The organism is Halostagnicola kamekurae, from assembly GCF_900116205.1.
Lineage (GTDB): Archaea > Halobacteriota > Halobacteria > Halobacteriales > Natrialbaceae > Halostagnicola > Halostagnicola kamekurae.
This window is the reverse complement of the sequence record NZ_FOZS01000001.1, coordinates 1,153,758-1,179,924: the sequence shown is the minus strand read 5'-3', so window position 1 is coordinate 1,179,924 and position 26,167 is coordinate 1,153,758. Positions and strand designations below refer to the sequence as shown.

The following is a 26,167-nucleotide window of genomic DNA, read 5'->3' as shown; positions in this document are numbered from 1 at the left end:
CAGAACGCGACTCCGATCCCCGAAATCGGAGCGACGAATTCGCAAATAGTGTGGACTGGTACCGAGCTGCGCTTATTCGGTTGTTAGCGTACCGGTTGTCGCAGCTAGCCGGGCCAGTCGCCCGCTCGTTCGACTGCATTGTGTCGCCTGCGGTCGGCGACGACTCGCCTTGAGGCCGCTCGGTTCGCGGGAAGAACTCGAGAAAGCACCGGGTTTCACAGACGGATGATTACCGCTCTTCGTTCGCGGCTCGTGACCGATGGCTCGCACGAATCCGGATCTACGATACGGCGATCGCTCGAAAACCGAGAATCACGCTTCGAATGCTCGATAGCAGCCGTGTCGAACCCCGACCCCGATAAACGACGGATACGGTCGCCGGGATGGAGTCCGACCGGATTGGCTCCTCGAAATAGAATCGGCCCGTCGAACGTCGAATACTGGTACGTCTCGAGCGATACTTATTGCACTTCGATCGGAAGCCGGAGGGATTCGTACGCGTTTTCGGGAGTCGGGTTCGCCGGCGGGTCGCCGGTGTACAACAGGAGGGTGAGCCGCCGGTCCTCACCCGCCGACGGCGGCGTGACCTCGAGCGATTCGTTTCGGGTTTCGCCGTCGGCGACGCTGATCGACTCGTTGGTGAGGACCGACCGCTCCGTGACCGACGCCGAGTTCTCGGTCCCGTTGCCGTACTCGACCTGTTCGAAGAGCGCGACTACGGTGTAGGTCTGATCGCTGTGTTCCTGGTTCGTGATCGAGAGCGGAACGGTGTACGGTTCGCCGGCGGTCGCCGTCGAATCGTACATCGTCTGCATCTCACCGTCTAGCTCCGATCCTTCGACGGAAAACTCGGTGAAGCCGTCGTGTTGGACCGGATTCGCGACCGCGAACCCGGCACTTGCGACCAGCAGGACCAGCCCCAGCGCGAGGGCGACGTTGTACGGCCGGGTGTTCGTTTTCGTGTACGGCGACGAGTGATCCCCACCAGTTAGCACGGGTAAGACTAACATGTTCGACGGAACGAATCGATTCGAGGGTGGAACACGGTACCGAGAGACGATCGCCACGAGCGTGAGACAGACCGTCAGTATTGAAACCCCGAGGAGCACCGGTCTGGAGGTAATACCCCATGGGGTTACGGTCGCAATAAGGGGAACCACGGGGACGAGCGCGACGCTAAACGCGATCGACAGAATGAGACGCTCAATCGGCTCAATTCCCCCGCTGAGCAGAACCGCTCGTCCGAGCCCCGTTCGGTCGTCGTCGAACGATCGCTGATCGTCGCCGACCGTATCCGGGAACAGGATTGCGACGAGTGCGTATCCGGGGAAGAAGACGACGAGCGGAATAGCCAGTAGAATACGCAGATAGCCCGAAATCCCCGCGAACAGTCCGATCGTGATAGCTCCAGCACCCGCGACCACGAGTGCGAGGTCGAGGAACCACCAGTTGGTATCACTCATACACGACTGAACGGCGTGAACACGGTTTATTATCACTCTCGTAAGCCCGGAAAATCATGGTTATTTGGGGGTCGATATTCGATCTCATATAAGGAATATGGTGGGAATTTCTCAGATAAGAGTTTCGCCGGTTCTGTACCGTTTCGAAATCGGAAATGACCGTAAATTCGGGAGGAAGGTCCGACCGTATTATCGCCAGAATAGGCGAAATTCGACTCGAAATGAGAATCCTATCAACCGGGTAATCACAGGATAGAGCCGATATAGCTGTAGAATAAAATGAATGAAAATCGCATTCGCATTCATGAACTGAACGAAAATAAATTCCCACGAGATGTACGGTTCCAATCCTTTATTATCTCCTTCTGATTAGAGGGAATCACTACGATGAAGTCGACATATATCAGTTCGGAAGAACAGGGGGAACGGGACGAAGACATCGAGGGTGACGCTCAGGCGGAGACCGATACCGTCACGAGCGCCGACGAGTCGTTCCCGAAGGACGAAATATTCCATCTACTGCAAAACGAACGCAGACGTCTCGTACTCGAGTATCTGCGCCAAACTGAGGGGCCCGTACGTATGCGAGACGTTGCAGAGCAGGTCGCGGCGTGGGAACACGAGACCACCGTCGAAGAGCTGACGTCGACCCAGCGCCAGCGCGTCTACATCCCGCTGTACCAGTCCCACCTCTCGAAACTCGATAAGGCGGGAATAATCGACTATCAACAGAACCGCGGAATCGTCGAGCGCAAACCGCTAGCAGACACCGTCGATCGCTACCTGCAGGTAGATCCGACCACGGACGAACAGAGCGACGAGGAAGAAGCGGAATCGAACTGGGACGATTCGTACCTCGGCGCGACAGTGCTCTGTTACGTGTTACTACTGGGAGCAGTGTTCGAGTTGCCGGTCGTCTCGATAATCTCTGGGATTGGGCTCAGCGCGCTCATACTACTGACGTTCACGCTGTTGACCGTGCGACGAATCTTCGAGTAACGAAGTTCCCGTCGACTCGCTCTAGATAACTAAGAAGAGAACGATCACTACCAGAATCGAAACGGCGCCAACGAGCACTCGAGTGGCTATCGTGTGCCCATCAGCATCGGGTTCGAGGACGGTCACCGTCCCCCGATCCCGATCGAACGCGATCTCGCCCGACGCCTCGAGGTCGGGTAGTCGCTCTTCGTAGAGCCGTTCGTGGACGTCGGCCCAGGTTTCGATCGGCGGGTTCGCCGGCTGTATGAGCTGATCGGTGATTTCGTCCACGGTAGCTGGCGTTTCCATTTCCTCGAGTATCGCACAGAGAGTGGGATCTGACGCGGGGAGAAACTCCGATGCGGGTGTGTCAGTGAACCGATCCCCGGGCTCGGAATATTTCAGTTCCTTTTCACTCGTCAGACGCATAGTTTCTGGTAATTCGCCCCGATGTATAAATATTCCCACGCTTCAGCACCTCGCGTCCGAAAAATAGTCGATTGAGTAACCGTTGCAGTTTCGTTTCCGACCGCGGGATGGAGTTGTGATCTTGCGTGAGTATATAGGAGTGGCAAAAACCGTTGTCGAAATGGAACGCTTAGACGAAAGATGGGTTCCCGGCCCCGAACCACGACAGCAGCGATCCGTCGCTGTCCGACCAGCTTCGGAGCCACCCCTGCACATCGTTCAGCCGGAGTTTATGTCGCGGTTGGAGGGTGTGGGCGCACTCGAGGTCGGGAAGCAACTGCTGGTCGGCATAGTACTGGTCGAAGAGGGTTTCGCGGTTTGGCCAGGGCGGATCGAACGAGGATAGGAACGGCGTCTTTCGCCGGATGAACCGCTCTGTCTCGTTGAGGAGGGGAGAATCGTACGGTCGATCCGGCGGTCGATGACGCAGGACATCCTCGTCTATTTGTTCGCACGCACGGAGGAACGTCTCCGTCGTACGGTGTTCTGGCGGTGTCTGAAGGTGCCACTCGACCAATTCAGCGTCCGTCGCGAGAAACGCGGTGAAGAAGTTGTCCGAGAGGTGGTTGTGGAACGGGATTGATGGCTGGTTCGCGATGCCACACGCGGTGAGTTCGTTCTGGGGCTGGTCCGCCCGATCCGCGACCGCGTCGACCGCGTCCTCGATCGCGTTCTCGAGATACGCCTCGACGTCGTGTTCGAACGGCATTCGGTCCGCGAGTTCGAAACTCGTCTCGGGAACGTACCCGTATCGAGAGAGCAATACCTCGACCGGGTCCGGGTCCGGATCGAGCCGATCGAAATTGATCCGCTTGCCGAACACATCGATACCCGCCTGTTCGGTAAAGTGGCCTCGGAAGAACGTGTCACAGAGGAGGCCGTGATAGACCGTGTCGGCGGTTATTTCGTCGGTGTATCCGGCGTGGTGGATGTGCAACGACTCTTTGATCCCCTGTGAGTAGCGGACCTTCGATTCGTCGGCGCGGAGGTATCGTTCGTCCGGCGGAAACGCCGTATGCTCGACGTCGTACTGGTCTGCAAGCCGTTTCGCGCCGTCGACTTCCTGCCCGTCCGGATACCCGACCGTGTAACTTCGTTCGATCGACGGCACTTGCGAGAGGATGATGCGCGAATCGTACCCGGCAGACAACAGGAGCGCACCTTCGCCCGGAAGTATCGACCGCCGCTCGAGTGCCCGCTCGAGCCGGTCGGCCAGTTCGTCGACGTAGTCGAACTCGCGCGGGCGGTAGACGAACCGGTCGAGTTCGTCCACCGAATCCGCGGTGAGCCGGCTGTCGATCGGCAGTCGAGAGAGGTGCTCGACCCAGGTTTTCTCGCCGAGAGTCACACCCAGATGGAGGAAATCGAGAACGCCGTTCGGGTCGAGCGAAGGAGCAGGTAGCGTTCGACCTACCTCGCCCGAATCGGTCCCGAAGACGCGGACACCCGGCTCGTCGGTATAAAAACAGGATCGGGACCGAACCATGTCGGTGGCGACGAACGCTTGCTCGGCGCTGTCGATATCGAGGACGACGAGGTACGAGCCGTTGAGGGACGCGAGCGCGTCGGTCCCGGCGCTGGGGTACTGCTCGAGGACCCAGCGCGCGGCGTTGGTTTCCGCGCCGGGCACGTACGCCTCCCCCCAGACGAGACAAATGCCGTCGTCGGTTTCGTGGGTCGCGCTCCATCCCGGCGCTCCGAGTCCGGAGTCTCTGATACCGGCTGTGATCCGTTCTCCCTCGAGTATTGTGTCGAACTCGTCGTTCGACCGGAACCGATTGAACGCCTCGATACTGCCAAATACGCCGAAGAGTTCCTTGTTCATCGTCTATAACAACCGTGGTGAACGAGCGGGCAGCGGTCGATCGAACCTGTCGCTGTCAATCCGACGTTCGGCGAGCACCTGTAAACGTGCACCTCGTTAGTTGATCATCGGGAGAGCGACCAATAATTATGGCTCAGTTAAGCATTGAAACGTCTGAAACAGCCATTTTGACCATCGTCGGTCTTCGTTCGCTCTGATTGTGACTGGAGACACCTCGAACACCCCGGATACCGACTGGGAAATATTCTACCGAGACTATAATATCAAATTGCTGTTGTGGAACGGGGTAAAAACATCATGGAATATTGGGAACGAGTCGGTTCTCGATATCGACTTCCCGTGAGGATCACGTACCGTGCCGAGAGTACCGAAGCACTGCCAGAACTGCGGTCTAACGCACCACAGGAAAATCAAACATTCCTCGAGAGGGCTACGAAACAACGGATAAACTCGGTCGACCGACCGTACGAAATCCTGAACTATCGTCTCACTCGAGACGTCGTCGCGAGCGAAGCGTCCGACCGGCGACCGCCGCGAGGACGAGTCCGCCGAGCACCGTCGTGACGACCGGGAGCGGATTGCGCCGAAGGCCCGCTCCGGCGGCCCAGCACAGCCCCGGGTAGTTGCGCGGCGAGGCCGACGCCGTGCGAAGATGCCAAAGCCCTCGAAGCGGCTTCCCGTCCGCGAAGTAGCGTTTCGCGACGATGAGGTCGTGGCTCGCGCGGATCTCGAATCCCCGATCTTCGTATCGGTCGACCGTTTCCTCGTGCATCTCGAGGTACTGATCGCTGGCCGCGTGGACGACGGAAGCCGGCGGATGACCGGTCTCTTCGCGGACGACCAGCGGCTCGTCGACGTAGGCGAGTTTGCCCTGCTTGAGGACGCTGATGCAAAACTCCGGATCCTGGAATCGATCGAGTTCTTCGGAGAAGCCGCCGACTTCGTCCGCGACGGTGGTCCGAACGAGCAGCGTCGACCCCGCACCCGGCTGGACGTTATCGGCGAGGATTTCGCCGATCAGTTCGTCGTCTCCCTCCAGCGTCGGCGTCTCGTCGCGGGTGGCGAGCACGCTCGCCGCGGTCGTTCGCAGTCGCCCGTCCGTCCCGGAGAGCTCGAACCGCGAATCGCAGTAGACGCCGACCCACTCGCTCGAGCGGCCCTCGAGCGCCCCCAGCTGTCGCTCGAGTTTCGCCGGGAGCCACGTATCGTCCGAGTCGAGAAAGGCGACGTACTCGCCGTTCGCGTGGTCGATACCGGTGTTTCGGGCCGCGTTGGCACCCTGATTCGTCGCGTGAACGACCGGCCGAACTCGCGGGTCGTCGTACGCCGCGAGCACGGCGCTCGTATCGTCGGTCGAGCCGTCGTCGACGACGACGACCTCGAGATCCTCGACCGTCTGCTCGAGCGCGCTATCGATCGCACGGGGAAGCGTTTCGGCTCGATTGTACGTCGGAATAATGACGCTGACGCGTGTCATTCCGGTATCGATTTCGGGCGGGGCGGGTTTATTATGGCACCGCTAAGCGCCGCTCGATGCCGGCTTCGTCGCCCCCGCGAGCGCTTCGTCGATCGTCTCCCCCCTCGACGTGGTCAGGTCCAAGACGCGGTCAGCAACCGTACAGGCCGGTGACAGACCTCACCGATCGTCTCGAACGCCATCCGGGAAGGAGTTGTCTTCAAGCGAGACGGATCCCGAGTCGGCGTATATGTGCACGGAGTTGCTCTCTGACGACCGGGCGACCGTATCCTCGATCGTGACGTCGCTCGCACCGGTAATGGCGATCGCCGTGTTCGCAGTCTCGAGGTTACTGTCTGCGATGCGGTAGTCGTCCCCACTGAGATAGAGTCCTCCCCGTTCGTCGCTTCCTGTTTGCTCGAGCGTGAGTCCCTGGAAGGTCACGTCATCGCGCTCACAGAGGATCGCGTGACGAATCGGGATCCCGCTGGCATCGCCCGTGACCGAGACGTCCTTGAGCGTGACGGCTCCGGGATCGTCCCCGAGTATTCTGAACGCGTAGGCGCTGCCGTCGATGTCGACGTCGACGTCCGAGAAGGTCGCAGTCCCCGACCCCGAATCGAGTCGAATGGCCGAACTTCCGCCTTCGCCGACGCTGACGTCTGTGTCTTCGATCGTAACGTCTTCGACATCGCTCATGACCCGAATCGCCTCGCCGTTCGGTTCCGGAGCGTCGATGGTGACGTTCTCGATGTGGAACGTCTCTCCGTCGTCGATTCGAATCGCGTGCTGGCCCGACGCGTCGTCGGGGTTGTCGTCAACGGTGATCGACGCGTTTCTGATAGCGCCGCGCGAGCCGCTGAGGCGAATCGACGCGGTACCGCTGTTTTCGAAGTGGCCGCCGTCGATACCGATCTGTCCGTTCTCGGTGAACCCGTAAAGCCCGTTGCCCGGGAAGCCACCGAGTTCGCAGTTTTCGAAGATAAGCGTTCCATCGTGGTATTCGTTGACGTGGATTCCGGTCGGCCCCTTCCACATATTGCCTTCGTTCGGCGTCGAGTCCACGTGGACGCCGCCGTCGGGCGCCTTGAAGCAGTCGACGTGTCCCTCCCCGTCGGGGTCGACGATATTGAAAAGTCCCGGCCCCCACGTTCCCGCGTCGTGGATACCGTTGACGACGACGTCCCGGACGAGCAGTCCGTCCTCGACTTCGGCGTTGATGACGCGGATTCCGGTATTCGCTGCCGTCTGGTCGATTTCGAATCCTTCGAACCGCAGATCTCGCCCGGGCGCTGTCCGGGTCCCCAGTCGGAACAGTCGATACTGCGGGCCGTCGAACTGGTAATAGTTCGCTGGGACGAGCGTCGCGTCGTGGCCGACGAACCCCACGTTGTCGAAGTCAGTCAATCGGAGCTGTTCGTCCATCGCGTACCGCCCTTCCGGGAACTGTATCAGCGTATCGTCGTCGACCACCTCGCGCAAGACGGGTGTGATCGGCGTTTCGCCGGTCGGATCCGCGCCGGCGTCGACGATGTCGACGACGTTGCTGTACTCCCTCTCGAGATGGTCGGCCGAAGCGACACCGCCGAACGCGAGTGTCGATCCGACGCCGACGAGACAACCTTTCAGGTACGATCGACGGTCTATCGAACGAAATCGTGAGTTTCCTCGCATCGCATCGGAGCGTTACGAGAGGGGGGTTATACATATATGAGTGGTAACTTTCTGTGAAATTATTGGCGCACTGAATGAACAGAGAGCAACTGTTTCACGGGAAACAAACAATCGTTCGATCCGATAGCTTCGCTGATGAATTCTCCCGGTTATCATCGTGATAATCGCGTCTCCGTCGCGTTCCGACCGGAGAACGGGCCGGAGCGCGCTGGCGCTTAACACACGGATAAGAAAGGTCAGACGACTCGTTGTCCCAGTCGATGACGAAGCGCAATCGACGATCGTTCATAGCCGCGGCCGCTGTCGGCGCGACGGCAGGGCTTGCAGGGTGTGTTTCAGAGGTACGCGAGTCGCTTCCGTTCCAGACGGACGACTCTGAGACGGGTGGGAACGGTGACGAAGACGACGATGGTGGGAACGGCGACGACGACGAGCAATTACCCGGGGAATCGATCGCGACCTTCGAGGACCTCGAGCAGTGGGAGCCCATGCTCGAGAACAACGGACTCGAGGCCGCCTCGGACGACTCGTACGCGGGCTCGCAGTCTGCGAAACTCACCGCGGACGAGTCTACAGAGTACGCGGGTATCGAGCGAACGATCACCGGTGGAATGGATCTCAGCGGCCGCAACCTCTCGCTGGCGGTGAAGTTTACCGGCCGCGAGCAACTCCACCTGACGGTGGACTTGTTGGCTCCCGGTTCGAACAGCGTCCACTCGTTGACGCGATCGCTCATCGGCCCGCGCAATCGGTGGGTTCGCGTGGACCTCGGGACCACCGGCGTCGATTCACACACCGATCTCAGCTCCGTCCACGAGATCCGCATCGCCGCGCGCCGCCGGGGCGGCGAGGACGGCGCACTCGAGTGTCAGATAGACGACCTCCGGTCCGTCTCGCGTCCGGAGAAAGGCAAGGTCATGTTGCTGTTCGACGGGACGCTCGAGAGCCATCGCTCGGAGGCGTTCGAACCGATGCAGGAGCACGACTTCGTCGGGGTCGAGTCCGTTATCCCGGATACGGTCAACAACTCCGGTCGACTCTCCTACTCGTCGTTACAGGAGCTCTCCGAGGGCGGGTGGGAAATGGTCGCACGTCCGGGAACGGGATCGTCCCGACTGCCCGATTACTCGGCCGAGGAACAACGCCAGATGATCGGAGAGACCCAGTCCTACCTCGAGAGCCGCGGGTTCGAAGACGGCGCGCGCCACTTCGTGACTCCGGGCAACGTCCTCGGTCCGAACACGATGGACATCCTTCGAGAGCAACACGAACAGGCGTTCAGGTACGGCGGGAGTCCGAACGCTCTCCCCCTGACGGATCCGCATAACATCGGTGTCTTCCCCGGCAACGAAGGCGACGTGACCAGAGAGTACGTCGGATACGCTGCCGAGTACGGCCAGCTCGCGGTCCTTCGCTTCGAACAGATCGGCGACGGCGGGATGGCCGCCACCGAGTTCGAGGATCTCCTGACGTACATCGACGAACAGGACGTCGAAGTCGTGACGGCGAGTGACCTGCTCGAGACATGACCAATTGGGTTCCGATCGCTCGCTCGAGGACCGTTCGCACCGGCGCGATCGGTGAGCGCTGATGTACCGCGAAGCCACCGTCGGCGTCGTCCTCCCCGCGTACAACGAGGAGGGGTTCGTCGGCGACGTCATCCGGGAGATCCCCGAGTACGTCGATCGGATCTACGCGATCGACGACCAGTCGACCGACGGGACGTGGGAGGAGATCCTCGCGGCCGCTCGAGCGGAGTCCGGAGCGCAGACCGGAGCGATCTCGTCGACAGTCGTCGACGGCGATCACTCTCGCGGAGGGGACGATCAGCCCCACGCCGCGGACGACCACTCCCGCGCCGCGGCCAATCAGCCCGGCACCGAGGACGATCAACCCCGAGCCGACGGCGGGCCGGAGCCGCTTACCACCCGGGCGACCCTCCACGATTCGATCGGGCGGGTCCTCCCGATTCAGCACCGAGAGAACATGGGAGCCGGCGGCGCGATCAAAACCGGCTACCTCGCCGCGCTCGAGGAGGGCGTGACCGTGACGGCGACGATCGACGCCGACGGGCAGATGGACCTCTCGCAGCTCCCGCGACTGCTCGATCCGATCGTCGAGGGACGCGCCGATTACGCGAAGGGGAACCGGTTGCTCGACCGAGAGTACCGCGCGGCGATGCCGCGGTTCCGGTTCGTCGGGAACTCGATGTTGACGTTCCTGACGAAGGTCGCCTCGGGGTACTGGAAGACGATGGACCCACAGAACGGCTACACCGCGATCTCTCACGAGGCACTCGAGGCCGTCGACGTCCCCTCGCTCTACGAGTACTACGGCTACTGTAACGACCTGCTAGTCAAACTCAACGTCGACGAGATGCGGGTCGCGGACGTCGGAATGCCGGCGGTCTACGGCGACGAGGAGTCGAGCATCGAGTACTCGACGTACATTCCGAACGTGTCGTTGATGCTGCTTCGGGACTTCCTCTGGCGGTTGAAGACGAAGCATCTCGTGACCGATTTCCACCCGTTGGCGCTGTTCTACCTCTTCGGTGCGGGGACGACCGCACTCGGCGTCGTCGCCGCGTGCCTGACGGTCGTCGATGCCGTCGGACAGAACGGCCCGGTACTCGCGAGCGGTATCACGAGCGCGCTCGTCTGCTGTCTCGGCGTTTCGCTGTTGCTGTTTGCGATGGTGTTCGACATGGCAGAGAGCGAGCAGTTGGAACAACAGTTTCCGCAGTGAGGTTAGAACGATAGTTTCCGCAGTGATGACTGCCATCGCGTAAACGAGCACGCGATGGCTTCGACGCACGGCCGCTTCGAACACGATCGCTTCCACTCTCTTTTCTCGCGCTCGTCTCGAACTGCTCGTTGATCCGCCCGGCGAACGCCGGGGAGATTCGAATCAGAATCGCAGGCTTTCGATGCCGGATCCGAGCAGGCCGACGAAGAGGCCGGTCACGAGCAGGGAGACCCCGACCAGGATGAGCAGGCGCTGAACCCAGTTTATCGGGATCGCGTCGGCATCGAGTCCGTCGAAGCGCCGATACGCCGCGTCGGCCCAGCCGCCGACGGGGTCGGGTGCCGCCGCGAGCGCTTCGAAGGGCACCTCGAGGTCGACGGCCCCGACGAGAACCCCGAAGCCGAACACCAGCGCGAGCGCGACCGGAGGAACGATCGCGACCGCGAGCCACCCGTTCGTGATCGCCGCCGAGAAGCCGACGGCCGGAACCGCCGCGAGCGCACTCGCCAGAGCGGTCCGCCCGAGTCGAGCGCCGGCGAGCGGCTCGAGATCGAGCGCTCGAGCGCTCGCGAGGTGAAACGCGAACAGCGATCCGTAGCCGATACTGGTCGCGGCGGCTGCGCCCTGTACACCGAAGTTCGGGATCAGTACGAGACTCGCCGCGACGAAGAGCCCCGCCGCGCCCGCTGTCGCGGCGACCGAGTACCGGCGTCCGTCGTCAGCCCTGACAGCCGTTTGCACGGGCCCGGCGAGCGCCGCCCCGAACGCGCCGGGTAGCATCACCACGAGCGGCCCGACGGCACTCGTCGCCGCGGGGCCGAAGAGAGCGGGGACCACGACGTCCGCGAGCGACGCGAGGACGACCGCGCTCCAGGCGGCCAAGACGAACGTGTATCGAATCGTCACGCCGACGGGATTGGACCGGGGCCCCGCTCCGTTCCGGGACCACGATTCGGCGCGGGAATCAGCAGACAGCGGTCGGAGTACGAGCGGAACGACGAAGAGTATCGACGCGAGCGTAAGCGCGATGCGGTACGTGCCGGCCGCTGCGGCGTCGACGAATCGGTACAGGAGCACGACGCCGACGTGAGCGAGTGCCACCAACACAACGGTGCGAACGGCCGTCAGCGGGTCGAGCCGAATCTGCTCGAGCCAGGATCCGGATCTGGATCGAGCGCCCAGCTCGGAAAGCGACACGCGTCGGGCGATGAGGCGGACTCCCGCGATAGAGACGAAGACACTCGCCACCAGATGTGCCGCGAGCGCGCCGAAGACGTCGAATCCGACGGCGACGAACGGGAGGACGACGACGGCGACGGCGACCGACTCGAGTATCGGGAGCCGTTCGGCCTGGGCCTCGAGACCGAGTCCGGCCAGCGTCTGTCTGGTGAACTCTCTAATCTGGGTCGTGATCACGAGCGCGCTGAACACGAAGAAATACGGCCTCGCACCGGCGCCGAAAATCGTGTCGAAGACGGCGGTTCGGGTAGCGAGCGCGAGCGCGACTGCACCGAGCACTGCCAGCCCGATCGCGGCGAGTGCGTGCGCGACGACGAGCCGTCCGCTCGAGTCCGTCCGTCGGTTCGCGGACAGGGTGGTCCGGATCCCGTCGGGAACGCCCACGCTCACCGCGGCGGTATAGATCGCGAACACCGCGAGCAGAAACGAGTACTCGCCGAACGCGGCGGTGCCTAACAGCCGGTACAGAATCGGTGACAAAGCGACGGTACTCAGGAGAGCGCCGACGCTCGAGCGGCCGACCGGGATAACGTTCGTCACGAACTCATCCACCGGAAGTCGATCCGATCGATCGCCCCCACCGTCGACGTTCGGTCGCGTTCCGGAACAGACACGGTATCGGCTGGAGCTACACGCGACCCGGTCCTTATTATGTCCGGGTTAAACGCCCGACTCGAGGCGATCGCACGGTCACGACCGAGGGTGAACGAACAGACGATCACCCTCGGGCGACCTCGAACCGTCGCGTCTCGACCGGTACCCGCCGAACGGTGACGGCGCTCGATCGACCGACGGCGGGCGAGCGTGGTTCGTCCGCGCTCGTCGGGGTCCGGGCGGGCGGCTCGATCGGCTCGAGCACCGACTCGACGCTTAACCGACATATAAGTAGGTAGGGTGGGGCCGACGTGGAGAACAGTACATGGATTCCGAATCGAAACGTCGCCAGTTTCTCGGCGCACTCGCGGCCGGGACCGTCTCACTGACGGCCGGCTGTACAGACGCGTTGAACGAAATCCGGTCGTCCGAAACCGAAAGCGACGACGGTTCGCCGGGCGACGGCTCGAGCGACGGTAACCGGGACGTTCCGAACATCGACGGCGGCGCGGTCGTCTTCGTCTACGACGACGGGCCCATGTCCGACTACGAACTGGCGTTTCCGGTCCATCAGGAGTTCGATATTCCCGCCAGCACCGGTATCGTCACGGAGTGGATGGACCGCGAGGACTTCAACGGCGGTAACTGGATGGGAGAATCAGAACTCACCGAACTCGCCGACGCCGGGTGGGAGATCATGGCTCATACGACCGGGCACAACGCCCTCGGTGAGTTCGAACTCGTCGAAGACGTCGATCCTGGCGACACGCGAATTTACCCCGAAAAGCGAAACCACGGCTTTCACCAGATATACGACCTCGAGATCACCGACGGGGAAAACAGCGTTCGTCGGACTATCACCGCCTCGTCAACCGACGAGACGGGGCCATACATCGAGTTCGAAGAGGAGATCGGAGAATCGTTCGCGGCCGGCGAAACCGTCGAACGCTACCCCGAGGACCTGATGAACCAGTTCCTCGGCGACTGCAAGGAGCAACTCGAGTCGATGGACTTCTCGGTCGATACGCTCCTCGCTCCGTACGACATCGTCGACGAGTGGGCCCTCGAGTTCGCGACCGACCACTACGACGGCATCGCGAACGTGAACCCGGGTTCGATGCTCAATCCGAAAGACGAGTTCGATCCGTTCGACACGAACCGGAACTTTTTCATCGAGTACACCACCACCGAGAATACCAAAGCACAGCTCGCAAACGTCGAACGACAGGAAGCGATAGCGATCATCGGCGCGCACACGTTCAAAGAGACCGTGACCGAATCGAAGCTTCGAGACGTTCTCGAGTGGGTCGACGACAGCGACCTCGAGCCGGTCACCTTCCGAGACGCGATCAGAGCGACCGCGGACGGCTCCGAGTAGTCGTTACAGCCAGCCACGTCCAAACGGACCGACTGCTCTCGACGGGCGAGCGTTCGACCGACTATGGCTCGTTGTGCCAACTGCTGACCGACGAGGCTCCGAGGTCGTCGATTCCGTTGGCGATCTTATTGTACTGGAGCGTCGGTTCCGAGGCGGTCGAGTACAGGCGCGCCCCCTCGAGGTCCTCGTCGTCGGAGATCATGACCGAGTTGCGAATGTGGTTGTTGTGGCCCTGATCGATGTAGGGGTACTGACTCGCGTAGAACTCGCCGCGATAGATCTCCGTGTCGTCGCCCGTTATCATGATGCCGTTTCGGTTGACGTCGCCGCGTCCGGGCTGATCGACGACGAAGGTGCTGAACCGACAGTTGTTTCTGCCACACCAGATGCCGTCGCGGAACCCGCCTTCGACGCCGGCCTCTCCCGAGATGTCGACTCGCTCGACGAGAATGCGGTCGTCGCTTTCGGAATCGCGAATCCAGATCGGATAGCCGCCCAAGGTCTCGTGGACGATATCGACCTTGTTAATCCACGCTTCGCCTGCCTGTGGGGAGACGACGATGCCGTGGTTCACCCGATCGCCCCGCATGTCGATCGAACAGTTCTCGAGCTGTAAGCCGTTGCACGTGTTCATCACCGAAACGGCGTGACTGTTCGGGTGCGGGGCCGTGATCGAGATGTCGACGTTGTCGACGTATACGCCGTCGCTGTTTTCGATACGAAGCCCGCGCTGGCCGAGACCGTACGATGGCTCCTCGTCGACTTCGATCGTCACGTCCCTGACCTCGCTGTCTCTACCGCCGATGCGGAGACTCGCGGTGCCGTTGTTTCGGTACGTTCCTCCCTCGACGAGGACTCTTCCGTCACTGCCGGACGCGTATAGTCCGGTACTCGGGAAACCGTCGAGCTCGCAGTCGATGAACTCGAGGGTCCCCTGGTTCATGTTCGCCTCGATCCCGATCGGCCCCTTCCAGGTGTTTCCCGCATTCGGCGTGTAGTCGCCGAAGAGACCGCCGTCGGGCGCGCGGAATCGTTCGACGATGCCCTTGCCGTTCGGGTCGGAAATCCCGAACAGGGCCGGCCCCCACGTCCCGCTCTCGTGTTGTCCGTGAATCGTAATATCACGCACTTCGAACTGATCGGTGACGTTCGTCCCGATCACTCGAATACCCGTATCGGGCGCGGTCTGGTCGATATCGAAGCCCTCGAACCGGAGCCGTTTCCCCGGGTTGAGGTACGTCCCGAGCCGAAACAGTCGGAACTGCGGTCCGTGGAAGTCGTAGAAGTCTGCCGGAATTATCGTCGCACCGTGGCCGAAAAACCCGATGTTTTCGTAGTTCGTAAACCGGAACTGCTCGTCCATGTAGTACTCGCCTTCCGGAAACTCGAACGCGGTGTTGTCCGCTCGGATGTCCTCGAGAACGGGCGTAATCGACTCCGATCCGGTCGGATCGGCCCCAGCGTCGACGACGTTTACGATGTCGTCGTATTCCTCGTGGTGTGCGCTCGCGGCCCCGCTGGCCGCTGTGAGTGCTCCCAGCGACGCGATACCGGCAACCGCACTGGCACGAAGGAATGATCGTCTGGATTGGCTCGTTGTAGATTCCTGTACAGTCGACTCCGAATCGTCGGTGTGTGAGGGATGGGTCGATGTTTTTTCGTGGTTCGAAAATTGGTAACCGCTTCGTTTCGCCATTGATGTTCACTTTAACAAGAGTAACACCGTCCCCAGTATCTGTGGATTCGGATATCCAGCGTTTAAGTATTAAATAATACTCCACTGACAGGATCAATCGATAGTCGCACTCTATGAAACGGTTTCTCTCTCTAAAATCCGGTGAGTAATGTGATATTTCTTGCCGATGGCTGTGCTCGAAGAGAAGCGACGGCTACAGTTCGAACCGATATTGGTTAGTCGTATCGACCAGAGACCGGAACTCGCCTTGCAGTCGTCTCAGAACAGCCCGTTGTGCGACGGGAGAGTGTCTCGAGGAGACCGCGGAACGTAGCACGTGCCGGCCTCACACGGTACTTCGAAGATCGACGACGAAACGACGCTACGAACGCGGTCGCTGTTGCTCCTCGAGCACGACACGGAGTAACTGTGCGATCGCACGCCGAAGGCGCTGTGACACCGCGGAGTTCGAAATCTCGAGTCGCTCGGCGAGGTAGTCCTGTGAAACGGATCTGGGGATGTCGTAGTAGCCGGAGAAGTACGCTATCGAAAGGATCTCACGTTGTTGTTCGGTAAGAAGGTAGGACTCTCCGGTCGAGGCCGTCGATTCGTAGAGCTGTTTGATCCGAAAGGAGACGCCGTACTCCCGGCAGTACTCCTGAAAATCGGCCAGCGCCGATCGGTCCGGAAGGTGGAGTCGAACGATCCAGCCGGGATCGCCGCTGACGATCGAGAAGACGTAGATACCGCGTTTGATACATGCATCGGGAACGATATCGGGGCCCGCGTCGGCCGTGACGCGATAGATCGCTCGGTTTTCGAACGTGGCGACGCGCTCGGACGCTGCCACTGTCTCGTCTGTGACCATCGTCTCCTCGAGCGCGTCGTAGTCTTCGGTGAACACCGACACGAAGTATAGCCTCGAGCCGTCGACGACGGTGTCGTGCTTGTACTTGATCGTCGCCTCCGGATGTCGCTTTATCGTTGGCACTAACAGCAAGTCGTCGTGGACGACGTGCACCTCGGAGATAAATCCCATTCAGATCCCTGCCCGGTTCCGGCTGTCTATCGATCGAGTATACCTATAGACGCATTAAGACAGTTTCAGTGAACGCAACGTACTTTCGGTGAGTGAAACTGCCGGCGTTAGTCCATGTAACCGAGATCAGCGAGACGTTCCGTTACGTCTTCGTCCGTCCCAGGTCGATCTACGGATTCCGTCTCCGAGTAGTCGGGGTACGAGACTGGCTCGACCGGATCGACGACCGGCACGACGTCCCCGTCCATGCGGTCGCTGTGTGGAATCCCCATCGCCGCCAGCACGGTCGGTGCGACGTCGTAGAGGTGAGCGCGGTCGATCGTCGCCTCGTCGTCGATGCCGGCACCGGTGGCGGCGAAGATACCGTCGAGTTTGTGATTCCATGGCTCGGCCGGGCCGAAGTAGCCGTCACCGCCCAGCTGCTCGGTCAGCGCGTGCTCGAAGTCCGCGGGTATCGTGACGATGTCGACGGTCTCCTCGACGCAGTCGCCGTGGAAGTACTCCTCTCGAGGCGCCACCGTTTCGAAAATCGGTTCCCCGTCGGGCGTCTCGACGTCCTCGAGTGCGTCGATCAGTTCCTCGCGGAGCGGTTCGTACCGCGAGGGCGGGACGACGCCGTTCGGATCGCGTCCCTCGAGGTTGATCCGGACCCCGAGTTCGGTGCGAGCCCGAAGATAGGCTGTCGATTCCGCGAAGTCGACCTGCTCGTTCGCGGTTCGAGAAACCCCACCGGGCGCGTACTTGATCGCGATGTCGGCGAGGCCGACCCGCTCGAGGGCCTCCCTGATGCGAGTCGCGGTCACGCCGAACTGGGCGGCGATGGACGCGGCGCGGGCGGTCGCGCCGGGTTCCCAGGTCTCGACGTCTTCGCCCTCTCGGAGTCGGCGTCGCATCGGCGTCCAGGACGGCATTCCCTTCCCGCCGGTCATGGTCTCGATGTAGCCCTCGTCGCGGAGGAACTCGTTGAGTCGGAACTCGTAGCCCTCGTAGGGCCCCATCCCGTGATCGCTCACGAGAAAGACCCGGTCTGGGTCACAGGCCTCGAGCGTCTTCGCGATCTGTTCGTCGGTCCGCTCGTACACCGCATCGACTTTCGACTGCTCGCCTTCGAACTCGTGAAAGACCGTGTCCGTCTTCTGGAACTGGAGGAACCCGAAGTCGGGATCGAACTCGTCGACGAGGTAGCGAAACGCGTCCCCGCGCATCTCGACGAGGTTGAGGTACTCCGCGATCTTTTCGTCGTCCGAGACCGTCTCGTCGTCGCGGGTGTAGTTCGGATACACCCGGTAGTCGCCGATCACCTCGCGGACGTCCTCGAGCACGCCCGTCGGGTGACACGGCGGGTCTTCCGGCCCAAGAAATCCGGGGATGACCGCGCCGTCGAACTCGTCCGGCGGGTGGGTGACCGGCGCGTTGACGATCACGCTCGAGCGGCCGTGTCGGTCCAGCAGGTCCCAGATCGTGTGTTCGCGGACGTCCTCGTTGCTCGAGACGTGGTAGTCGTAGCCGTCGTAGCCGACAAAGCCGACGACGCCGTGCTGGCCGGGATTGACGCCGGTGTAGATCGACGGCCACGCGCTCGGCGTCCAGGGCGGGATCTGGGACTCGAGAGGCGCTCGAACGCCGTCCGCACAGAGTCGGTCGATAGTCGGAATGAGATCCGCATCTGAGAGGCGGTCGAAAACCGGAATGCAACCGGCGTCGATACCGATGAGCAGCGTGTCGAGCCCGCTCGACGCCTCGTTCTCGATCGATGCACCGTCGTCTTGGTCTGACTCTCTAGTCATACTTCGCTCATAGGTCGCACACAGCGGCTTCGTCCCGGTGTCAACCTGAGACACGGGGACTCGATTCGAAGTGCCGTCTCGGTTTGAGACTGGGAAGTCGGTCACTTCATTATCACTCCGTTAAACGCGCACAGACCGCGGAGACGGGCCGAGATATCGGCCGAACGGCCACGAGTCGTGACTGTCAGAGCCGCTGACATCGACTCGGTACAACTGTCCAACCTCTTCCCACAGGCAGATGTCTTCCCACAGGCAGGTGAGACTGAAAGTTCTCAGTGGGCCGCCCCGTCGGTCGAGGCGACCTCGGGAGTACCCGCGGAGTCACCGATCGAGGATGCCGCGTCCTCGACGAGGGCGACGCCGTCCTCGAACAGCGTCCGGGCTCGAGTGTCGGATCGGGCTTCGGCCGTGACCCGTACGAGCGGTTCCGTCCCGCTGGCTCTGAGGAGAATCCAGCCGTCGTCGGCGTCGACGTAGACGCCGTCGAGCGTATCGACCTCGTCGTAGCGCTCGCGGACGCGGTCGCGAACGCGGTCCATCACGTCTTCCTTCCGATCGGTTTCGATGGAGGTCCGCTGGATCGGATACGTCTCGACGCCGTCGACGAGCGACGACAGCGGCCCGCGGTCGGCGACGAACTCGACGAGTTTGCAGGCCGCGAGCGGGCCGTCCGGGCACATCGCTTCGTCGGGCCAGATCCACGCGCCGCTCGGCTCGCCGCCGAAGACCACGTCGTCTCGAGTCGCTCGCTCGGCGACGAACACGTCACCGACCCGCGTTCTGGTCACCGACGCTCCGACGCCCTCGAGGGCGTCGTCGACGGCCAAACTCGTGTCGACGGGAGCGGCGACGCACGCGCCGTCCGTGTCGGTGGCGGCGCGGCGCGCGAAGAGCGCCAACAGCACGTCTTTGGGGACGAACGACCCCGTCTCGTCGACGGCGACCATTCGGTCCGCGTCGCCGTCGTGGGCGATTCCGAGCCGCGCGTCCGTCGTTTCGACGAGCGCGGCGAGCGTCGAGAGCGTCTCTGCGGTCGGCTCGCTCGGCCGACCCGGGAACCGACCGTCCTGCTGTCCGTTCAACGTCTCGACGTCACAGCCCGCGCTCGCGAGCGCTCGAGCGGTGATCGCTCCGGTCCCGTTGCCGACGTCGACGACGACGCTCGGCGGGTCCTCGAGTGACACGCTCTCGAGCAGCGCCGATTCGTGTCGCTCGAGGACGTCGCCCGCGGACTCGAGCGAGCCGTACTCGTCCCACCCGCCTACCTCGTAGGATTCGGTCTCGATCCGCCTCGAGACGGCCGCACACTGGTCGGGATCGAACGCGGAGCCGTCCGCCGACCAGAGTTTGATCCCGTTGTCCGTCTTGGGGTTGTGCGAGGCCGTAACGACGACGCCGGCATCCGCCTCGAGCCAGTCGACCGCCCTGGCGACCGTCGGCGTCGGCGCGACGCCGGCCTCGAGCACGTCCGTCCCGCACTCTCGCAGCCCCGCGGTGAGCGCGTCGCACAGCACGTCGCCGCTCGCTCGGGCGTCTCGCCCGACGACGACGCGGTCGTACCCCTCCGAGGCGACGGCGCGACCGACGGCCAGCGCGAGGGCGGCCGTGACATCGTCTCCGACGACTCCTCGTATTCCGCTCGTTCCGAACATGGCGTGGTCGTTCGTCTATCGCCGGTTTACTATGAAGGTACTAAGAGAGTCGAACCGGCGAACGATGGTCGTGTCACCGGTCTCGAGTCGGATGCAGAAAAGGGTCCTCGAGTTCTTCACGCCGAGATGTACACTCCGGCGGATATCGGCCCGTTATCGATCGAACGTGACGGTTTCGCCGGGGGTCGTCGTCGCTCCCTCCGAGAGCGAGACGCCGGCGTTCAGACTGGTGTTGATCCCCGTCTTGACCCTGTCGCCGAGGACGACGCCGAACTTTCGGCGGTCGGTCGAGACCGGATCGCCCGAAACCGTCATCGTCACCGGGCGCTCGTCGTGTCTGAGGTTCGCGACCGTCGTTCCGGCACCGAGGTTCGCGTCGCGGCCGACGACGCTGTCGCCGACGTACGAGAGGTGATTGACGCTCGCGCCCGCCATCAGGACGCTGTTTTTGATCTCGACCGCATGGCCGACGGACGCCCCTTCGTCGATCAGTGTTGCCCCGCGGACGTAGGCGTTCGGTCCGACGGTCGCGCCGGATCGAATCAGCGCCGGCCCCTCGACGACGACCCCGGATCGGACAGTCGCGCCCTCCTCGACGACGACCGGACCGGAGAGTTCGGCGTCCGGGCTGACCGTCCCGTTGACTGCCGTCTCGAGCTGTCCCAGCTTCCACTCGTTCGCCTCGAGCAGCTCCCAGGGGCGGCCGACATCGAGCCAGTCGTCGAGTTCGACGTGACCGACCGCGACGTCGTCGATCACTCGAGCGAGGATGTCGGTGATCTCGAACTCGCCGCGCTCGCTCTTGGGAACATCGAGATGCTCGAGCGCCCGCTCGGGAAAGACGTACGCGCCGGCGTTCGCGAGGTTCCCCGGCGGGTCGGCCGGCTTTTCGACGATGCCGGTGACGGTGCCGTCGACCACGTCGAGAATCCCGTAGTTGGAGGGGTTCGAAACGCGCGTCGAACCGACGCTCGGGGCCGCCTCGAACAGCGCCGCGAGCGATTCCTGACGGTAGACGATATCCCCGTTCAAGACGGCGAAGGGTCCGTCGACGTGCGCACTCGCGGCCCGGAGCGCGTCGGCGGTCCCCTCCTGAGAATCCTGTGTCGCGTACCGGACTGGCACGCCCTCGAACGTGTCGCCGAACGCGTCGCGGACCGTCTCACCCTCGTAGCCGACCACGAGAATCAACTCGTCTGTGCCCGCCGCAACCGCCGCCCGCATGTTGTGTTCGACCAGCGAACCGTCGGCGACCGGCAGCATCGGCTTCGGCAGCGATTCCGTAAGCGGCCGCATTCGAGTGCCCTGCCCCGCAGCGAGAACGATCGTTTGCATTGACTCACGATGAGCACACCGAGTTTTTGCTTATACGGACGATAATGGGACACGCGCGATACGTTCGGCGGCTGGACGTTGGAACTCCAACGCGTTCGACGGGACGACACCGGCGTCCCGTCAGCGCCGCGGTCACCCGCTCGGTCCGAACGCTTCGAATGAACGCACTCGCTGTTTGTCCGCTATTGAGTACAACAATAAATAACATAATAAACAACAATCGTTTTGCAGCCAATTCTGAAGACTGTTCGAAATAACTCTAAAACACATATAACGGGATTTGAGAAGGTATCACCCACAGCACCATATATTCGACGATCGACGAATGACCGTACAAACAATAATCGTAGTAAAGATTTCAATTCCATCGACTTTTTCAAGGGGGAGGATCACAACCATGTTATGGACCTGCACAACAGGGACGTCCGACAGGACGTGCGCGAGCTGGGTGCACTGCTCGGTGACGTCCTCGAGCAACAGACCTCACGGCGGGCGTTCGACACGGTCGAATCGTGTCGACAGACCGCGATCGAGTACCGCTCCGGCGATCTCGAGAGTCGGGATCCGCTGATCTCCGAACTCGAGGGGCTCTCGCCCCACCAACAGCGGATCGTCGCCCGCGCGTTTACGACGTACTTCGAACTGATCAACCTCGCCGAGGAGCGAGAGCGAGTCCGGTCGATCCGAGAGGGATCACAGGAGGGCTCGCTCGCGGACAGCCTCGAGATGGTCGCCGAGGAGCTCGGCGAGGAGGATCTCGAGACCGCACAGCAGATCCTCGACGACGTGCTCATCGAACCGACGTTCACCGCGCACCCGACCGAAGCGCGGCGGAAAACCGTCAAATCCAAGCTCCGGGCGGTCGCGAACCACCTCGAGACGCTCGACGAACGGCTCCTGACCGACAAGGAGCGAAGCCAGGTCTGGCGCGACGTCGACGCGGAGGTGACGAGCCTCTGGCAGACGCCGCAGGTTCGCAAACGCCAGCCCGAGCCCGAAGACGAGGCCCGAAACGTGCAGTGGTACCTCGAGAACACCCTCTTCGACGTCGTCGGCGAAGTCTACGACGAGTTCGGCGTCGCGCTCGAGGAGGAACTCGAGGGGGACGTCGACCTGCCGAAGCTGTTCGAGTTCCGGTCGTGGGCCGGCAGCGACCGCGACGGCAACCCCTACGTGACCCCAGAAGTCACCGCGAACACCTTAGAGCGCCAGCGCTCGGTCGTCTTAGAGCGGTACCGCGAACAGCTCAAACGCCTGTCCGGCGTCCTGAGTCAGGACGGCAGCCGCCTCGAGGTCGACGGCCCCTTCGAGGCGAGCCTCGAAACCGACCGCGAGCGCCTGCCCGGCAGCGCACAGACCGCGGAGACCCGGTATCCGGGCGAACCCTACCGACAGAAGTTGAAGCTGATGCGCGAGCGACTCGACCGGGTCGGTGACGTCCGTCCGGGCGGGTATTCGGACGCCGACGAACTCCTGGGCGACCTCGAGTTGATCGCCACCAGCCTGCGAGAAAACGGCGCGGAAACCGTCGTCGAGGCCCACGTGGACCCGATTCTCCGGCAGGTCGAGACGTTCGGCTTCTCACTTGCCAGTCTCGACCTCCGCGAACACCAGGCGAAACACACCGACGCCATCGCCGAGGCCCTCGAGCGCGAGGGGATCGACTACCGCGGGCTCTCGGAGGACGAGCGCGTCGAGTTCCTCACTGACGCCGTCTTGCAAGACGAGACGGTGATCGACCTCGAGGCCGTCGAAGACCTCTCGGACGCTTCGACGCGCGTGCTCACCCTCTTCGACGAACTCGCGGACTGGCAGACCGAGTACGGCGTCGAGGCGATCGACACCTACGCCATTTCGATGACCGACGAACCGAGCCACGTCCTCGAAGTGCTCTTTCTGGCCGATCAGTCGGGCATCGTCTCGCTGCCCGAACACTGCGGCATCGACATCGTCCCGCTGCTCGAGACCGAGTACGCCCTCTCGGGTGCCCGCCGCATCATGGGGACGCTCTTCGAGAACGAGGCCTACGCCCAGGCCCTGAAAGCCCGCGGGCGAACCCAGGAGATCATGCTGGGGTACTCGGACTCGAACAAGGAGAACGGCTTCCTGGCGGCGAACTGGTCGCTGTATAAGAACCAACGCCGACTGGGTGAGATCTGCGACGATTACGACGTGACGATGCGGCTGTTCCACGGCCGCGGCGGCTCGATCTCTCGGGGTGGCGGCCCGATGAACGAGGCGTTGCTGGCGCTGCCGAACAGCACCGTGACGGGGCAGGTCAAGTTCACCGAACAGGGCGAGGCGATCGCCGAGAAGTACGGCAACCCGCGCATCGCCGAGCGAAACATCGAGCAGATGTTAAACGCCCAGCTTCGCGCGCGCCGAAACGCGATTAACCAGCCCGAAGAGGAGATCCGCGAGGAGTGGTTCGAGGCCATGGAGACCATGGCGACCGCCGCGCGACGGGAGTATCGCGACCTCTTAGAGAGCGACGGCTTCGTCCAGTACTTCGAACAGGCGACGCCGATCACCGTCATCGAGGATCTGGACCTGGGCTCGCGGCCCGCTTCCCGAAGTAGCGAGCGGACGGTCGAGGACCTGCGGGCGATCCCGTGGGTCTTCTCGTGGACCCAGTCGCGGTGTATCCTCCCCGGCTGGTACGCGATCGCCGCGGGGGTGAGCGCGTACCTGGACGAGGGCGGCTCGATGGAGACGCTCCAGGAGATGTACGACGAGTGGCCGTTCTTCCGCTCGACGCTCGACAACGCCGCGCTCTCGCTGTCGCGAACCGAACTCGAGATCGCCGCGGAGTACGCCGATCTCGCCGACGAGGAGCTGCGCGAGGAGTTCTTCTCCCGCCTCAGCGACGAGTACGAGCAAGCCGCCGAGTACGTCACGACGATCGGTCGGCGCGACCAGTTACACACTCGCGACTGGCTCGGCGAGAACTTGGAGCGACGGAACCCCTACGTCGATCCGTTGAACGTGCTACAGACGTACCTGCTGGATCAATCCCACAGAACCGACGTCGAGGAGCGAACGCTCAGACTGACTGTCAAGGGAATCGCGGCCGGAATGAAAAACACCGGATAATTCGCCGATCAGTTCAGTGATCGTCGATCATCTGACTCGGCGGCTCATTCAATCAATCGTCTGAGTTCGCGGCCCGTTCGGTTTCCGCCGTCGAGTCGTCGGTTCTACTGCGACGGCGGAGCCACTCGAGTGCGAGGCCGCCGCCGACGAGTCCGGCACCGCCGGTGAACCCGGGGGTATCGTCGCTCGCGGCACCAACCCCGTCTCCACCGTTGGAACCGTTTGCGCCGCCTTCGCCGGACGCGTTCGAACTCGCGGGCGGCGACTCGTTCGCGCTCTCGTCGCCGCCGGTTATCCCCCCTTCACTCCCGTTTGCAGCCGTCCCGCTCGAGCGGTTCGACGCGTTCGTTGGTCCGCTCGCGTTCTCGGAACCGGTCGTTTCGGTCTCTGATTCGATGATGTCCTCGAGGTCCGTCACCTCATCGTCGGTTCCGTTATCCCCGTTCGCGCCGCCGTCGACGCGCTCGTCGGTCGCGTTTTCCCCGCTGCCGTCAGGTCCCGCGTTTTCGTCCTCCGCGTCCGTCGAGTCTGTTTCGCGTTCCTCGCCGTTGGACGGCCGTATCGCGACGACCTGGTTGGGGCTGGTAATGTAAACCGTCTCCTCGGTCGTGACGAACGAGTCGCTCGGCCAGTTCAGTTCGTCGAGCGTGTTGATGTCGAACTCCCCGACGCCGAACGCCCAGCGACGGCTTCCGTCCGCGATATCGAACGCGAATATCGCCGGTTCGTCGGCCATCAGATGCGAGGGGACGACGACTGTTTCGCCGACGATCACGGGTCGGCCCCACTGGTCGACCGAGCCGCCGATCGACCAGCTCTTATCGGTTTCGTAGTGTGTCACTTGCATGCTGTGTCGGTTCGTTCTGGCCCGAACGTCGTCGGTCACAGCCAGCGGAAATCGAAACGAGATGTTGGCGACCCGTTCGCCCGTCTTCGCGTCGAGGACCGGATTTTCGGCCGCGTCCGAGATGTCTCCGGTGTAGAGGTGCTCGCCCGTCGCCACGAGGTAGCCGTGAGGATCGCTCGAGTACTCCCACCAGTGCGACCACTCGCGTTCGCCCGTCGTCGCATCGAGCGCGACGAAGCCGGCGTCACCGACCGCCGCGTATACGAGCTCGTTCGCGGCGGCCACCGGAATCGGCTCGAAAGGCAGTTCCTCGGAATCGGTTGCCGTCTCGAGTTGGACCGTCGATCGCTCCCAGGCGATCGAACCGTCTGCCGCGTCGAACGCGTAGAGGGTGTCTTCGACGACGACGTACACCAACTCGTAGGCGACGGTGGGGTCGGGAACGGTCGCCCCGTCGTCGAACTGTTCTCGCCAGCGCACGTCGCCGGTATCGGACTCGAGGGCGGTCAACTGCTCGCCGCCGACGAAGACGCTTTCTCCCGCTACTGCGGGGGTCCCGTCTGCGCCAATTTCCCCGCCAACCCACAGCGCTTCGCCCGTCTCGTCGTCGATCGCGTGGACCTCGTTGCTCGTCCGGAGGTACACCGTCCCGTCGACGACGGCGATGTCGCCTTCTTCGCCGTACGACCAGGCGACTGCTCCGGGTTCGGGGATCGGCTCGTCTGCCGGCACGGACGCTGTATTTCCGGGGCCGCCGTGATAGGACGACCAGCCGTCGGCCGCTGGCACCGTTCCGTCGGACGACTGTGCGCTCGCAACGCTGGCACCGATCGGAGCGAGCAACCCGCTCGCTACGAACGCGCTGCCGGCACCCAACACCGATCGTCGACTCCATCTAGTCATACCTTAACTGACTGAT

The 26,167-nt window shown here is 62.6% G+C and carries 18 protein-coding genes; 5 read left to right on the top strand and 13 right to left on the bottom strand.

The window, feature by feature from the left end; genetic code table 11:
* Window positions 1–461 precede the first annotated feature (461 nt).
* The gene (locus BM348_RS05975; RefSeq protein WP_092902906.1) at window positions 462–1,463 is read right to left on the bottom strand and encodes a DUF1616 domain-containing protein; all 1,002 of its coding nucleotides are present in this window, start codon (window positions 1,461–1,463) and stop codon (window positions 462–464) included.
* 387 nt (window positions 1,464–1,850) lie between these two features.
* On the opposite strand from BM348_RS05975, the gene BM348_RS05970 reads away from it, so the two are divergent.
* A complete protein-coding gene (locus BM348_RS05970) occupies window positions 1,851–2,462 on the top strand; it encodes a DUF7344 domain-containing protein (RefSeq protein WP_092902904.1) in 612 nt (203 codons plus the stop codon).
* 21 nt (window positions 2,463–2,483) lie between these two features.
* On the opposite strand, the gene BM348_RS05965 is transcribed toward BM348_RS05970, so the two are convergent.
* From BM348_RS05965 to BM348_RS05950, 4 genes are all read right to left on the bottom strand, one after another.
* Window positions 2,484–2,870, bottom strand: a complete 387-nt coding sequence (locus tag BM348_RS05965) for a hypothetical protein (protein WP_092902902.1) — start codon at window positions 2,868–2,870, stop codon at window positions 2,484–2,486.
* 169 nt (window positions 2,871–3,039) lie between these two features.
* Entirely contained in the window at window positions 3,040–4,734 is a 1,695-nt protein-coding gene (locus tag BM348_RS05960; protein WP_092902900.1) for a hypothetical protein, read from the bottom strand.
* 487 nt (window positions 4,735–5,221) lie between these two features.
* Window positions 5,222–6,211 (bottom strand): glycosyltransferase family 2 protein, encoded by a 990-nt coding sequence (locus tag BM348_RS05955; protein WP_092902898.1) that lies wholly within the window; start codon window positions 6,209–6,211, stop codon window positions 5,222–5,224.
* Window positions 6,212–6,370: 159 nt separating this feature from the next.
* Window positions 6,371–7,864, bottom strand: coding sequence for a right-handed parallel beta-helix repeat-containing protein (locus BM348_RS05950; RefSeq protein WP_245779397.1), 1,494 nt, complete (start codon window positions 7,862–7,864; stop codon window positions 6,371–6,373).
* A gap of 260 nt (window positions 7,865–8,124) precedes the next feature.
* Here BM348_RS05950 and BM348_RS05945 point away from each other — a divergent pair, with 260 nt between their 5' ends.
* Complete coding sequence (locus tag BM348_RS05945) at window positions 8,125–9,393, top strand: polysaccharide deacetylase family protein (RefSeq protein ID WP_092902896.1); 1,269 nt, start codon at window positions 8,125–8,127, stop codon at window positions 9,391–9,393.
* A gap of 61 nt (window positions 9,394–9,454) precedes the next feature.
* Window positions 9,455–10,609: a glycosyltransferase family 2 protein gene (locus BM348_RS05940; RefSeq protein WP_092902894.1), complete on the top strand. Its 1,155-nt coding sequence runs from the start codon at window positions 9,455–9,457 to the stop codon at window positions 10,607–10,609.
* Window positions 10,610–10,771: 162 nt separating this feature from the next.
* Here the strand turns inward: BM348_RS05940 and BM348_RS05935 are convergent, their stop codons facing one another.
* Together BM348_RS05935 and BM348_RS21175 are read right to left on the bottom strand one after the other, a co-directional pair.
* The gene (locus tag BM348_RS05935) at window positions 10,772–12,388 is read right to left on the bottom strand and encodes a polysaccharide biosynthesis C-terminal domain-containing protein (RefSeq protein WP_139231147.1); all 1,617 of its coding nucleotides are present in this window, start codon (window positions 12,386–12,388) and stop codon (window positions 10,772–10,774) included.
* 178 nt (window positions 12,389–12,566) lie between these two features.
* Entirely contained in the window at window positions 12,567–12,707 is a 141-nt protein-coding gene (locus BM348_RS21175; RefSeq protein WP_175507114.1) for a hypothetical protein, read from the bottom strand.
* Between the two features lie 60 nt (window positions 12,708–12,767).
* On the opposite strand from BM348_RS21175, the gene BM348_RS05925 reads away from it, so the two are divergent.
* On the top strand, window positions 12,768–13,820 hold the full coding sequence (locus BM348_RS05925; RefSeq protein WP_092902888.1) for a polysaccharide deacetylase family protein: 1,053 nt from the start codon (window positions 12,768–12,770) through the stop codon (window positions 13,818–13,820).
* A gap of 61 nt (window positions 13,821–13,881) precedes the next feature.
* Here the strand turns inward: BM348_RS05925 and BM348_RS05920 are convergent, their stop codons facing one another.
* From BM348_RS05920 to glmU, 5 genes are all read right to left on the bottom strand, one after another.
* The gene (locus BM348_RS05920) at window positions 13,882–15,516 is read right to left on the bottom strand and encodes a right-handed parallel beta-helix repeat-containing protein (protein ID WP_139231146.1); all 1,635 of its coding nucleotides are present in this window, start codon (window positions 15,514–15,516) and stop codon (window positions 13,882–13,884) included.
* Window positions 15,517–15,877: 361 nt separating this feature from the next.
* Complete coding sequence (locus tag BM348_RS05915; protein ID WP_092902886.1) at window positions 15,878–16,534, bottom strand: helix-turn-helix domain-containing protein; 657 nt, start codon at window positions 16,532–16,534, stop codon at window positions 15,878–15,880.
* A 107-nt stretch (window positions 16,535–16,641) separates the two neighbouring features.
* Window positions 16,642–18,321, bottom strand: a complete 1,680-nt coding sequence (locus BM348_RS05910) for an alkaline phosphatase family protein (RefSeq protein ID WP_092903643.1) — start codon at window positions 18,319–18,321, stop codon at window positions 16,642–16,644.
* Window positions 18,322–18,593: 272 nt separating this feature from the next.
* Window positions 18,594–19,973, bottom strand: coding sequence for a phosphoglucosamine mutase (gene glmM / locus BM348_RS05905; protein ID WP_092902884.1), 1,380 nt, complete (start codon window positions 19,971–19,973; stop codon window positions 18,594–18,596).
* Window positions 19,974–20,126: 153 nt separating this feature from the next.
* Window positions 20,127–21,308 (bottom strand): bifunctional sugar-1-phosphate nucleotidylyltransferase/acetyltransferase, encoded by a 1,182-nt coding sequence (gene glmU, locus BM348_RS05900; protein WP_092902882.1) that lies wholly within the window; start codon window positions 21,306–21,308, stop codon window positions 20,127–20,129.
* Between the two features lie 402 nt (window positions 21,309–21,710).
* Between glmU and ppc the strand changes: the two genes are divergently transcribed.
* Entirely contained in the window at window positions 21,711–24,401 is a 2,691-nt protein-coding gene (gene ppc / locus BM348_RS05895; RefSeq protein WP_092902880.1) for a phosphoenolpyruvate carboxylase, read from the top strand.
* 52 nt (window positions 24,402–24,453) lie between these two features.
* Here ppc and BM348_RS05890 read toward each other — a convergent pair whose 3' ends face one another.
* Window positions 24,454–26,151, bottom strand: a complete 1,698-nt coding sequence (locus tag BM348_RS05890; protein ID WP_092902877.1) for a PQQ-binding-like beta-propeller repeat protein — start codon at window positions 26,149–26,151, stop codon at window positions 24,454–24,456.
* Window positions 26,152–26,167: the final 16 nt, after the last annotated feature.